This window comes from Lysobacter korlensis (assembly GCF_042434515.1).
The window spans coordinates 1-11,420 of sequence record NZ_JBHLTG010000020.1 but is presented as its reverse complement, the minus strand read 5'-3'; the positions used below and the strand labels follow the sequence as shown (position 1 = coordinate 11,420).

The following is an 11,420-nucleotide window of genomic DNA, read 5'->3' as shown; positions in this document are numbered from 1 at the left end:
GTAGCGCAGAGCACCGCTGAGCAATACGGCCTATTGCCCGCCTAACACCTGAGTTAAGCCGCGCCGCGAAGCGGCGTCGGCTTGGACGAATTGTTAGACCGATGCCGAGGACTTGGGCAACGGAATCGGACGAATGGCTCGCCAGACGCGCGCTCCCAGGAGAGTTGTTTGCCATCCTCGGATAGCTCGAACTGAGTGGCTGAAAGCCAGGTTTCGCCTTCGCCGGACAGCTCGAGGATGAGAGCGAGCTCCCGACCGCGCACCACGACGGCCCGGACGGGGCCTGAGCTTTCCCAGTAGCTCACCCTGCGCGGCTCGATAAGCAAAAACGAATCTTCCGTGCCTTTGCCACATTGCGACGGATCAGCATTCCACTCACCTAGAAAGCGACCCGGGATCACGGCGTCGTGGGCAGCTGTGGAGGCCGACACTAACAAGAGAGCGGCGGTGGAAAGCAACCTCACGATCTTCATGCTCTCTCCTCAGCGGCCTAACACCTGAGTTAAGCCGCGCCGCGAAGCGGCGTCGGCTTGGACGAATTGTTAGGCGCCATTCAACGGTGTTTCCGACCACACTGGCAAGTATTCCCTGCAGGTATGCGCCTCCGTGAACCAGCACGCGAGCACCGCCACGTACGTTGGCTTGCGCGAGCAGGTGCCCTGCGCTGTACAAGTGCCAGTGAACGTGACCGTGGCCCCAGGCGCAAGCTTGGTGTCATGGACCATCAGCACGCTCCCTTCTGGCGAAGAAGGGAACCCCTCCGGCTCACTCCGCCGAGTGTCATGGAAGATGAGGTACGGATTCAGGTACAGAACAGGACGAGACGTGTTGTTACGCAGCTCCAACTCGTAGCTGCCGCTCGCCGAATCGTGCGAGCGCACTGCGAGTGAGACGCCTTCCGTCACTAGGCCTCGCGTAGCACACGCCGAAAGCGAAAGGGCCACTACCGCGACAGCCAGTGATGTTTTCATGGCGCCTAACACCTGAGTTAAGCCGCACCGCTGCGGAAGAGTGTGCGGGGCTCAGATGGCTGAGCGGCCGGACCTTTCAACGAAGCCACGAAGCGGTGTCGGCTTGGACGAACTGTTAGGCCCCATGCAGGGCCGCCGCGACAGCTTGCCTCAAGAGCTCGTCATCTTCCACGAGGTCCCGGAACGTCTGGTACGAGAGCTGCCCGTCATTGACTTGGCGCTGTATGAAACGGGCAAGGCGCCACTCATCAGGGTCTGGCTTGTCAAAGTCGAAGTCGATCCCCCCGACGTCGGGTGCTTTGAAGATGTCCACGCCGATGCCATGAGGGCGAACCGACCAGCACGTGTTCGGAATGGTTCGGAAGCGTCGATTTGGTGGCGCCAGGATCTCCTGAGCCTCGGCTAGCCCGAAAGCGCGAACAAGCAGCTCCTTGGCCCACGCCACGTTGGCGTACCACAGCGGGATCGCCTGTCTTACAAGCTCGACATGAGTCTCGGTCATGGGGCCTAACACCTGAGTTAAGCCGCGCCGCGAAGCGGCGTCGGCTTGGACGAACTGTTAGGCATCTTGGCCGGCTGCCTGCAAGAGCTCAACCCGGATAGCCTCCGGCACGTTGAACCACGCGGTGCCTCGATGCAGTACCAGCCGGGTTCCTTGGGCTTCCGCCAGCGCAAGTATCTGCTGGAACCAGCGCCCGTACGACCAAGCGCGAGGTGGTGCCGAGTGGAGAGACCGACGTAGCGGGTCCCAGGAGACCTCCATGCCCTCGCGGTACGCGTACGGGAACGAGCGAATGGCCGGAGTGACGTGCAGCCGACCCTCAGGGTCCAGCTCTACGGCTGCGATCAAATCCTCATCCATGATGCCTAACACCTGAGTTAAGCCGCGCCGCGAAGCGGCGTCGGCTTGGACGAATTGTTAGAGCCCACCCTACAGACGTCGCTCGACCGCCGCTAGGATGCACTCACCCAGAGCGTCAGTCTTTTCCGTTCCGTGCTTTCCCTGGCACGCGAGAATTTCGTCTGCTACAGCGTGAAAGGGGGCGTTGACCGCGACGCCTTGAGCTTTAGTTAAGCAGACGAGGCCGCGATAGTGGAAGTACGGATACGCAGCGATGTCCTTGCGACTGTAGATGTCATCAAGGATCGAATGAAGCGTCTCAGCTTTTGGGTCCCTTGCCGTGCGCTCTCTCGGGGGAAGAGTGGCCAGCAGATCCGCCTTGGTCTTCCCATGAGTTCTCATGCCAAGCGCTGCATTTGTCGCGTCGAGCTCGTACTCGCACTTTTTCATGTCGGGTCCGCGAGCATTCGCAGAGGCGGCAGTCAGCAGGAGTAATAGGAAAATCATGGCTTGAGCGAGTCGCATAAGGGTCCCTGTGGGCTCTAACACCTGAGTTAAGCCGCGCCGCTACCAGATGACGCCGAAGCCCGGGCACCTGAGCGACCGGACGTTTCAACGAAGCCACGAAGCGGTGTCGGCTTGGACGAATTGTTAGGCAGCGACAACCAAGGGGTTGCAGGCCTTTTGCGGAAGAGTAGCGGCTGATCGGTCCGGAGGCGACAGGCTCGCACGGTTGCCGGACCCGAGCCGCATCACCCTTTCGAAGCACCGTTAGCCAGCCGAGGGGCAGGGCTACGGGCAGCGCGGTTGCAGCCGAAGAGCCAACTGAAACCAGTGCTGCGTTTGGCGCGGCCTAACACCTGAGTTAAGCCGCGCCGCGAAGCGGCGTCGGCTTGGACGAATAGTTAGCCAGCTTTGCGACGGACCAGCCGGCTGAACAAGCGGCCAGCCAGTAAGCCGACGAGGGCTCCGACCAGCGCAGGACGGGATACGCCTGTAACGAGGAAGTGGCCGATCACGGCACCAAGCGCAGCCCCGACCAGCCCGACCATGGCGCTGCGACGGCCCGCGGCCGCGCGCTCCAGCTTGGCCTCGTGCGCAAGGCGCTGGGCTTCCTGTGCCTTTAGCTCAGGGCCCATCACCGCGTTGGCTTTGGCTTCGCTTTGTCTATCTTCGCTCACCACGAAACTTCCTTGCTGGCTAACACCTGAGTTAAGCCGCGCCGCGAAGCGGCGTCGGCTTGGACGAATTGTTAGGCCAAGCTCGACGAAGTGCCAGCCTTGCGACGACGGGATTAATGAGGAGCATGATCCACAGAGACCCGGGGAGCGCCCACCAAAGCAGCAGGGTTGCATAGCTGGCACCGACCAGCATGGCCTGTGGACCGGTTCTAGCCGGTACGACACGATGCAGCGCGACCTCTCCGATTAGAGCTACTGGCACTGCCAAGAGCCACAACAGCGGAGCGAAGTAGAACGCAATCTGAGGTGCCATATTTGGTGCGAGGCCGCTGGCTGCGTAATACACGACGCGAGGAGCAACGAAGACCAGAACGCCTATCAACAGGCCGAACAGGAAGAGCGCGAAGAACTTTTTATGGCTCACGGCTGACCCTCCAGCTGGCCTAACACCTGAGTTAAGCCGCGCCGCGAAGCGGCGTCGGCTTGGACGAATTGTTAGCGCCCACAGGTGGCTCCGCTGAGCGCACCCGGGAACTGCTCAAAGCTGAGCGTAATGCTGACGATCCTGCCAGTCCTGCCAAGCAATTCTATGCTCTGCACGCATCCCTCTCGGGGTCCTGGCGGACGACTACATTGAACGGTGCGCAGGTCAGGGTTGTCACTGCTCCCCGGGATCGGCTTTGACACCACCTCCGCACATTCAAGCCCAGCCGTGCTAAGAGCACTGTGGGCCTCTGCCAGCGACTGGCCAATTTTTGCCCGCGCGAGAACCACCTGTGCAAAGGCCTCGTCCGACATGGTAGAGTCTGCCTGCGCGTGGGCCGGCGACGTCAGGATCACTAATAGCAGCAGATAGCGGGGCATGTGGGTGTGGGGGCTAACACCTGAGTTAAGCCGCGCCGCGAAGCGGCGTCGGCTTGGACGAATTGTTAGGCCCCATGCAAGGCCGCCGAGACAGCTTGCCTCAAGAGCTCGTCATCTTCCACGAGGTCTCGGAACGTCTGGTACGGGAGTTGCCCGTCATTGACCTGGCGCTCTATGAGCCGGGCAAGGCGCCACGCATCAGGGTCTGGCTTGTCAAAGTCGAAGTCGATCCCGCCGACGTCCGGTGCTTTGAAGATGTCCACGCCGTTGCCATGAGGCCGAACCGTCCAGCAAGTGTTCGGAATGATGCGAAAGTGCCGATTGGGCGGAGCCAGGATCTCCTGAGCATCGGCCAGCCCAAAAGCGCGGACAAGCAGTTCCTTGGCCCACGCCACATTGGCGTACCACAGCGGGATCGCCTGTCTCACTAGCTCAACGTGAGTCTCGGTCATGGGGCCTAACACCTGAGTTAAGCCGCGCCGCGAAGCGGCGTCGGCTTGGACGAATTGTTAGGCCGCGACATACAGTGCTGCGATGCCGAGAAACTGCGTGCCCACCACAGCAGCTGCGAACTGCCAGAACGGCCGCGGCTGCGCGGCGCCGTGGACAAAAGCATACAGCGACTTGCAATACAGGAACTGATACACAAGCGCTCCGAGCACGGCCACCAAAAATCCTACAAATGGCACGCCGTATGGGACAAGCCAGATGCTGGCCAGCAGGACCAAGTAAACCGGCGTCCCAAGCACATGCATCGTGCGGGTGCCTGCGGCATCCATTTGCGTGTATTCGAGAATCACGAATGCTGCCCTCGCGGCCTAACACCTGAGTTAAGCCGCGCCCCGAAGGGGCGTCGGCTTGGACGAATTGTTAGGCGCCACCCGACTGAGCTGCCCAACGAGACTTGAACGCTTCATCGCGGCTGACGATTGGGTGTGGCGGTGCCGAGTACCGATAATAGAACACGTCCTTCTCGTACTCGGCCAGCTCAGGCGAAGAAGGACCATGGGAAACGAGAGCGACTTGAGCGGCCGCCAACGCGAGTTCCTGAATTTCAGGAGAGAACTCGGTCGCCTTGCTGTACTGCAGCTCGATTGGCCGTGTCCGAAGGCTCAGTGCAAGGGATTTGCCTACGGTGGTGTCGGGCAAATCTCCCGACGTCACGGCGGCGAGGAACTCTTTTGCGGTAGCTAGAAGACTCATGTGTGGCGCCTAACACCTTGAGTTAAGCCGAACTGCGAAGCAGTTTCGGCTTGGACGAATTGTTAGGCCGAATTGGTGAGGATGCTGAGGCAACTGCCCCGAGCCAACCGCCATCCGCCCGACAGCCGAGACACTACTGCAAGACCGGGCAGAGCACACCTGGGGCCTGGCTTTACCGAAGAAGCCGCACCCGGGCGGCCTGCAGGGGCCGAAAGAAGTAACGCCGAGTGCGGTCGCCGCCGTGGACGATCCGGAGCGAGGCGCACGAAGCGAGAGAAGGATCAGCCGGGGCGTGCTGACCTGCTAGCCGGCCTTCCGCACAGAACGTGGCCTGTTCCAATGCGGCCTAACACCTGAGTTAAGCCGCGCCGCGAAGCGGCGTCGGCTTGGACGAATTGTTAGGCGGCCTACCAGCCACCTAGCGGAGCGAGCACTTCAAGTACCGGTCGGTTCCCCGCGTACTTGGTACGAACACCACCCAGCTCCTGCTCGATTGTTTCACAGCCCAGCTCGCCCATGCGGCGATGCACCTCTTGGTCTCGCGCGCTACGGTCTCCGGCGATCTCTCCGGCGAAGTGGCCACAGAGGGCGGCTCGTCCGGCAATCACCCGGGCATCTGCGGGGAGGGCCGCGAACGGCGCCAAGGCCGGATCAGGGGGATCGTTCAGAGGCTTGGCCGCGCTGATGCAGCCGCTAGCGACCAAAGCAAGCACGGCAACGGTGATGGTTCTCATGGCCGCCTAACACCTGAGTTAAGCCGGCCCGCCCGAGAACCCTTATGGAGTTCTGGAGCTTCGAAGCGGGCTCGGCTTGAACGAATAGTTAGGCTGCAGCATACCGGCCGAAGGGGGCAAAGAGACAACGGCCGAGACCAACACCAGAGCCCCGGCAGGCTGCCACAGCAACAGGCAGATGGGGCGACCGCCTGTGCCCGAAGGCAGTCGACTCGGCGGCGACTGCACAACAAGCGTCCGCCGAGAACCGCCACAGCGTGACGAAGTTATGCCCGAGAACCCAGCCGGGCGCGGGCCGAAAGAGCGTGAGGTCCGATGCGGCCGAAGGCAGCCAACCTTCCCGAGCGAACCTGCGGGCGCTGCGACGATACCTGCGGTGCCTTTGCCGGAGTGCTGCGGACGCACGAGGCCGCGTAGAGCCTCACCGACCAGGACAGCAAGTGCTGCCCGCCTAACACCTGAGTTAAGCCGCGCCGCGAAGCGGCGTCGGCTTGAACGAATAGTTAGGCCTGCGCTTAAACGAAGTAATGTGGCGCTTATACATCGGTGGACGGCCAAGCGAAAACTTTGAGGTGGTGGGCAATACGCCAGCCGGGCTCTTGAGACTGATGCTCAGCCGTGAGCTGTCCGTCGCCGCCCCACTCATCAGACAGCATGTGGAAGTGATCCGGTCCGGAGGCTTCCGATTTCTCGGCGAGCTGTAACAGGGCACTTGCTAGTCGGCGGAGCCGATCAGGCGTGCCATGAACGAGGATCTGCTCTCCAGTCTCGTCGCTTTCTATGGTCAAGAAGGACATCCGCCGACTCAATTGAGGGGCCTAACACCTGAGTTAAGCCGACCCGCGAAGCGGGTTCGGCTTGGACGAATTGTTAGGCCCCGACCCGTTAGCCTTTCAGGTGGTACGAGAAGACGCCCTGATCGAGCGGAGTGTAAGACGGATCAGTGCCGGCGGATGGGGAGAAGGCCGCCGAACGTGGGACGAAAAGGCCGCGCTCCTCCACGAGTTGCGTGGACAGGACGAGGTACAGGCCGTCAGCAGTGACATAAACCCGTTTGGGCTCCAACTTGGCGAGCCCGGCCGGCCATTGTGCTGAGGGAACTTCACCGCTCTGCCCGGAGCTGGCTAGAACCCTCGGAGCCTCCGCCGCCACCAGTGCGAGCTCCGCGAATTCCGGAGTGCGAGTGCAGGCGGCTGCGAGAGAAGCCAGAAGGATTGCCGCGAGCGCCGCTCTAGCTGCCATAGGGGCCTAACACCTGAGTTAAGCCGCGCCGCGAAGCGGCGTCGGCTTGGACGAATTGTTAGGCGCCAATCTAGCCGAATTGGACCGCGACCAGATCATCGGGCTTCGGCCGTGGCAGCCGTAGCCTGGCCCGCCTCTGCGTACTGGTGGTGCTTGCCCGTGGCGCAGCACCAGATAGATGTGACGTCGATTTCGTGCCCACGGGGTCCGCTCGGCCAGACCTCGAACCCATACAGCGGGACCTGATGGGCTTCGAGCAGGGCAATGAACTCCAACGCTCGGTCCGGGGGTGGCCCTCGCTCATTCACTCCCTCCAGGGCCGCGTGACCATGCTCCTGGAGAAACTCCAAGAGTGCGGTGTCCAGCTCCAAGTGCCTTCGATCTCCCATTGGCGCCTAACACCTGAGTTAAGCCGCGCCGCGAAGCGGCGTCGGCTTGAACGAATAGTTAGGCTGCAGCATACCGGCCGAAGCCGGCAAAGAGACAGCGGCCGAGACCAAAGCCTGAGCCGGGCAGGGCGGCACAGCAACAGGCAGAGCGGTCAGCCGGCAGTGGCCGAAGGCAGTCAACCCGGCGGCGACTGCGTGAGAAGCGTCCGCCGGTAACCGCCACAGCGTGACGAAGTTATGCCCGAGAACCCTGCCCGGCGCGGGCCTAGAACGCCTGAGGTCCGATGTGTCCGAAGCCAGCCAGCGGTCCCGAGCGAACTTGCGGGCGCTGCGATGAACGCCACCGCGTTTTTGCCTGAGCGTGGTGGAGGCCGGAGGTCGCGCAGAACATCAGCGACCAGGACACGTACTGCTGCCCGCCTAACACCTGAGTTAAGCCGCACTGCGCAGTGGAGGCAACGGTGGCACGCTTTTTTAGTGCCGCCGTTGCCGTAACGAAGCAGTGTCGGCTTGGACGATTTGTTAGGCAGCTGCAACCAAGGTGCTGCACGCCTTTGGCAGAAGAGTACCGGCTGACGCGGCCGGAGGCGACAGGCCCACAAGGTTGCCGGACCCGAGGCGCAGGGAAGCGGCGGAGCACCCTGAGGTTGCCGAGGCTGTGAGCGATCCGGTGCCGTGGTGTGGCCGAAGGGCAAGCGAGAACTGCACCCTCATTTGCCGCGGCCTAACACCTGAGTTAAGCCGCGCCGCGAAGCGGCGTCGGCTTGGACGAATTGTTAGCGCTCAGCCCGGAACCGGTACGTGAGCACGCTATGTGGGTTGATGATGAGGTAAACCAGGTCGGGCTGCAGGTGGGCGCCCTTGGTGCTAGCGATTTCGCCCCGCAGTACCACCGATGCCTCCAGCACGCACAGGCCGCGCTGGCCCGTGCGCTTGCACTCTTCGGCCTTGGCCGCCTCAAAGGCCGCAACGGAGGCATCCCGCTCCGGAACCTCAAACCCCAGGTCGAGCGTGCTCTGGCTGGAACACGATGGGTCCAGCAGATACGAGTAATGACTTGAGTCTGTTTTATAGATGCCCGACACGGTTACAGCCCGACCTACGTACTGCTCCGGGTTCTGCCGGATATGGCAGATGCTTACAGCTGCCTCGGGAGCTGCAGAGGAAGGTGCAGGCGCTTGCCCGGTTGCGGTGGTCGCGCCGGCAAGAAGCAGGCTACTGATCACGAGTCCCACGTTCTCTCCTATGAGCGCTAACACCTGAGTTAAGCCGCGCCGCGAAGCGGCGTCGGCTTGGACGAATTGTTAGGGCTCACCGCTACGAAGCCCCGTGCGTACTGACGAACACCCGTTCTGGCTGGAAGTCCAGGCAGACCAACAGCGCCGAGCGGTGCTGGCCGGTTGGCTTGCCGAGCGAATTGTGGGCGACCCAGAGGGTATTCTCCACCCGTTGCAGACGGTAGCCACCGGTCCTGCCGTTTTGGTACACAGCTCGCACGAGATAGGGCCGCCTTGCATCGGTGCACGAAAACGCCGGTTGGCCAAAAGCCTCCGCGTCGTACCACTTCTGTTCGATGGTCGGCTTGCTTTCCAAGCGCTCCTGAGCGAGCTCAAGCTTAGAGACCGCGACCTCGAAGAATCTTTCTCGCGGGATCGTCTCTACGACCTTCGCCGTATTCATGTTCAGCGCGAACGGGCTGATCCATGTGTCCTGCGTCCCGGCAGCGACGACAGCCGGGGCGGAAAGAGCCAGCAAGACGAGTAGACGTTTCATGTGAGGCCTAACACCTGAGTTAAGCCGCGCCGCGAAGCGGCGTCGGCTTGGACGAATTGTTAGGCCGCGTGCCCTGATCGGCCGAGAGCCCCGGCGGTGCCGGGCGCCGCGCATGGCGGATGCACAACCTCGAATCGCTCAAAGATTATCGGCATGTCCGGCTCGGGGCTATAGCCGCTACCCTCCAGCTCACGGTGGTAATACGACCAATGAGCTGCACGCCACCAAGCCAGCGAGCCATCTCCTTCCCCTTCCGCACGGGCGTGCTCCTCCGTGATTTCGTTCAGGGGCACAACCTCGACGCCTGCTACACGGATGATGCACTGGGCCTCCCCGGCCCAGTTAGTGATGACGTGCAGATCACCTACCTCAGGAAGCGGCTCTCCGTGGACCTCGAAAGACCAAAGCGATGGCGCGGTTGCACGCTTCTTACCGGCCAAAACAAGGCGAGCGCATTCGTCTGCGTCCGGCTGGTTATCGCAGAAGTGCCAGTGGGAGATAGTTGGGTGTTCGTCCCCCGGAAGCGCCCGGAGGGCCAGGAACTCACGCCACATGCTGAGTACGGATGGATGCATGCCGGCGCTCCTGCTTCAGCGGCCTAACACCTGAGTTAAGCCGAACCGCGAAGCGGTTTCGGCTTGGACGAATTGTTAGGGCTCACCCATGTACGGCATACGAGGTGGGTGAGCCACGCGACCACAGGTGCGCACAGGAGCGCACAGGAGCGCGATTAAGCCCATTTCGATCTCGACTAGCAGCAGCAATGCAGCAGGAATGAGCGCAATGGCCGACACAGACAGCCAGTTGGCGTGCCCCGTGCGCGAGAGCCAAACATATAGAGGCACGCCGAAAAAGGTAACCGGCAAGATGCCGAACGTGAAGGTGCCAAAGAACCAGATTTGCGCGGAGTCAGCGGAGCTGAACATTCCTGGAGAGCGGGCTGCTCCTAGCGCGCCATAGGCGGCAGCGAGGCCGGCGGTGGCGATGAGCGCACCGGTTGCCACCGCTTGTGTCGCTACCAGCTGCTTCCAGAACCTCATGTGAGCCCTAACACCTGAGTTAAGCCGCGCCGCGAAGCGGCGTCGGCTTGAACGAATAGTTAGGCTGCAGCATACCGGCCGGAGCCACAAAAGAGACAAGGGCCGAGACCAAAGCCGGAGGCCGGGCAGGGCGGCACAGCAACGGGCAGAGCCGTCAGCCGGCAGCGGCCGAAGGCGGGCGACCCGGCGGCGGCTGCAGGACAAGCGCCCGCCGAGAACCGCCACAGCGTGACGAAGTTATGCCCGAGAACCCAGCCGGGCGCGGCCCGAAAGAGCATGAGGTCCGATGCGGCCAAAGCCAGCCAGCTGTCCCGGGCGAACCTGCGGGCGCTGCGACGAGAGCCATGGGGCCTGTACCTGAGCGCCGCGGCAGGCCGAGATCGCGCAGAGCATCACTGACCAAGACAGCCAGTGCTGCCCGCCTAACACCTGAGTTAAGCCGCGCCGCGAAGCGGCGTCGGCTTGGACGAATTGTTAGGCGCCGAAACCCGCACCAAAGCGGTTGTACAAGCCGATGCCTATGACCGCCAAAACTATCACGACGAGCCCGACTGCCTGAAGGTCTTCCCCATCTAGGCGAGTGAGCCACCTCCGGGCCCGGGGGCTGACGGCAAAAGGAGCGACAGCAACCAGCCCAGTGGCCAGGCAGGCCAACTCGAAGAGCGTGCGGAATTGGATCCAGTCTATAAGGTCTGAAAGCACGGCGTGAGCGCCTAACACCTGAGTTAAGCCGAACCGCGAAGCGGTTTCGGCTTGGACGAATTGTTAGGGCGCGTACCCATTGCACTCACCTACTTGGAGATTGCTGCGTAAAGCTCGGCAACTAGCTGCGCTCGATCGGAGTGCGGTGAAAAAACTCGCTTTGGAAGCCGAGAGTACCTGCTATGAATGCAGGCGATCGAGTTTTCGGACTGCGCGGCGCTCTCAAGTACTAGGTGTTCGGTCTTCGCAGCCAAGTAGCACCGCCTCACAGTACTCATGTCGAGGCTGCTACCAGCCATAAGCTCATCCGCCAGCCTGAACGCAAATTGCTCGAGCAAATCGCTCACATCGAGATCCCAAAGTTCGGGGTGGCTAGGCAGCGCCCTAACACCCAAGTTAAGCCGAACCGCGAAGCGGTTTCGGCTTGAACGCGTAGTTAGGCCCGAAAGGGTCCGAAGCACCTGGACACTCGCTGGCCCG

Annotated in this window: 15 protein-coding genes; all 15 read right to left on the bottom strand. The window is 62.1% G+C overall.

What is annotated here, in order from left to right; translation table 11 throughout:
• Window positions 1–53 precede the first annotated feature (53 nt).
• The 15 genes from ACFFGH_RS33940 to ACFFGH_RS33870 all read right to left on the bottom strand — a co-directional run bounded on the left by ACFFGH_RS33940 (window position 54) and on the right by ACFFGH_RS33870 (window position 10,238).
• Window positions 54–473, bottom strand: a complete 420-nt coding sequence (locus ACFFGH_RS33940; RefSeq protein ID WP_386677295.1) for a hypothetical protein — start codon at window positions 471–473, stop codon at window positions 54–56.
• A 613-nt stretch (window positions 474–1,086) separates the two neighbouring features.
• On the bottom strand, window positions 1,087–1,473 hold the full coding sequence (locus ACFFGH_RS33935; protein WP_386677293.1) for a DUF6896 domain-containing protein: 387 nt from the start codon (window positions 1,471–1,473) through the stop codon (window positions 1,087–1,089).
• Between the two features lie 57 nt (window positions 1,474–1,530).
• On the bottom strand, window positions 1,531–1,833 hold the full coding sequence (locus ACFFGH_RS33930; RefSeq protein WP_386677290.1) for a hypothetical protein: 303 nt from the start codon (window positions 1,831–1,833) through the stop codon (window positions 1,531–1,533).
• A gap of 69 nt (window positions 1,834–1,902) precedes the next feature.
• A complete protein-coding gene (locus ACFFGH_RS33925; RefSeq protein WP_386677288.1) occupies window positions 1,903–2,262 on the bottom strand; it encodes a hypothetical protein in 360 nt (119 codons plus the stop codon).
• A gap of 455 nt (window positions 2,263–2,717) precedes the next feature.
• Window positions 2,718–2,996, bottom strand: coding sequence for a glycine zipper domain-containing protein (locus tag ACFFGH_RS33920; protein WP_386677286.1), 279 nt, complete (start codon window positions 2,994–2,996; stop codon window positions 2,718–2,720).
• 28 nt (window positions 2,997–3,024) lie between these two features.
• The gene (locus ACFFGH_RS33915; protein WP_386677284.1) at window positions 3,025–3,417 is read right to left on the bottom strand and encodes a hypothetical protein; all 393 of its coding nucleotides are present in this window, start codon (window positions 3,415–3,417) and stop codon (window positions 3,025–3,027) included.
• Window positions 3,418–3,922: 505 nt separating this feature from the next.
• The gene (locus tag ACFFGH_RS33910) at window positions 3,923–4,309 is read right to left on the bottom strand and encodes a hypothetical protein (protein WP_386677282.1); all 387 of its coding nucleotides are present in this window, start codon (window positions 4,307–4,309) and stop codon (window positions 3,923–3,925) included.
• Window positions 4,310–4,366: 57 nt separating this feature from the next.
• Window positions 4,367–4,657 (bottom strand): hypothetical protein, encoded by a 291-nt coding sequence (locus tag ACFFGH_RS33905; RefSeq protein ID WP_386677280.1) that lies wholly within the window; start codon window positions 4,655–4,657, stop codon window positions 4,367–4,369.
• 70 nt (window positions 4,658–4,727) lie between these two features.
• Window positions 4,728–5,060 (bottom strand): hypothetical protein, encoded by a 333-nt coding sequence (locus ACFFGH_RS33900; protein ID WP_386677278.1) that lies wholly within the window; start codon window positions 5,058–5,060, stop codon window positions 4,728–4,730.
• 407 nt (window positions 5,061–5,467) lie between these two features.
• A complete protein-coding gene (locus tag ACFFGH_RS33895) occupies window positions 5,468–5,794 on the bottom strand; it encodes a hypothetical protein (protein WP_386677276.1) in 327 nt (108 codons plus the stop codon).
• Window positions 5,795–6,330: 536 nt separating this feature from the next.
• Window positions 6,331–6,591 (bottom strand): Imm32 family immunity protein, encoded by a 261-nt coding sequence (locus ACFFGH_RS33890; RefSeq protein ID WP_386677274.1) that lies wholly within the window; start codon window positions 6,589–6,591, stop codon window positions 6,331–6,333.
• A gap of 1,610 nt (window positions 6,592–8,201) precedes the next feature.
• Window positions 8,202–8,660 carry a hypothetical protein gene (locus ACFFGH_RS33885; protein WP_386677272.1) on the bottom strand — a complete coding sequence of 153 codons (459 nt, stop codon included), beginning with the start codon at window positions 8,658–8,660 and terminating at the stop codon, window positions 8,202–8,204.
• Window positions 8,661–8,742: 82 nt separating this feature from the next.
• The gene (locus ACFFGH_RS33880; RefSeq protein ID WP_386677270.1) at window positions 8,743–9,198 is read right to left on the bottom strand and encodes a hypothetical protein; all 456 of its coding nucleotides are present in this window, start codon (window positions 9,196–9,198) and stop codon (window positions 8,743–8,745) included.
• 59 nt (window positions 9,199–9,257) lie between these two features.
• The gene (locus tag ACFFGH_RS33875; protein WP_386677298.1) at window positions 9,258–9,752 is read right to left on the bottom strand and encodes an ASCH domain-containing protein; all 495 of its coding nucleotides are present in this window, start codon (window positions 9,750–9,752) and stop codon (window positions 9,258–9,260) included.
• Window positions 9,753–9,848: 96 nt separating this feature from the next.
• A complete protein-coding gene (locus ACFFGH_RS33870) occupies window positions 9,849–10,238 on the bottom strand; it encodes a hypothetical protein (RefSeq protein ID WP_386677268.1) in 390 nt (129 codons plus the stop codon).
• Between the last annotated feature and the right edge of the window lie 1,182 nt (window positions 10,239–11,420).

Coding starts and splice junctions, on each gene's coding strand:
- ACFFGH_RS33940 (WP_386677295.1), bottom strand. CDS start 473: ATGAAGATCGTGAGGTTGCTTTCCACCGCCGCTCTCTTGTTAGTGTCG.
- ACFFGH_RS33935 (WP_386677293.1), bottom strand. CDS start 1,473: ATGACCGAGACTCATGTCGAGCTTGTAAGACAGGCGATCCCGCTGTGG.
- ACFFGH_RS33930 (WP_386677290.1), bottom strand. CDS start 1,833: ATGGATGAGGATTTGATCGCAGCCGTAGAGCTGGACCCTGAGGGTCGG.
- ACFFGH_RS33925 (WP_386677288.1), bottom strand. CDS start 2,262: ATGAAAAAGTGCGAGTACGAGCTCGACGCGACAAATGCAGCGCTTGGC.
- ACFFGH_RS33910 (WP_386677282.1), bottom strand. CDS start 4,309: ATGACCGAGACTCACGTTGAGCTAGTGAGACAGGCGATCCCGCTGTGG.
- ACFFGH_RS33900 (WP_386677278.1), bottom strand. CDS start 5,060: ATGAGTCTTCTAGCTACCGCAAAAGAGTTCCTCGCCGCCGTGACGTCG.
- ACFFGH_RS33895 (WP_386677276.1), bottom strand. CDS start 5,794: ATGAGAACCATCACCGTTGCCGTGCTTGCTTTGGTCGCTAGCGGCTGC.
- ACFFGH_RS33890 (WP_386677274.1), bottom strand. CDS start 6,591: ATGTCCTTCTTGACCATAGAAAGCGACGAGACTGGAGAGCAGATCCTC.
- ACFFGH_RS33880 (WP_386677270.1), bottom strand. CDS start 9,198: ATGAAACGTCTACTCGTCTTGCTGGCTCTTTCCGCCCCGGCTGTCGTC.
- ACFFGH_RS33875 (WP_386677298.1), bottom strand. CDS start 9,752: ATGTGGCGTGAGTTCCTGGCCCTCCGGGCGCTTCCGGGGGACGAACAC.
- ACFFGH_RS33870 (WP_386677268.1), bottom strand. CDS start 10,238: ATGAGGTTCTGGAAGCAGCTGGTAGCGACACAAGCGGTGGCAACCGGT.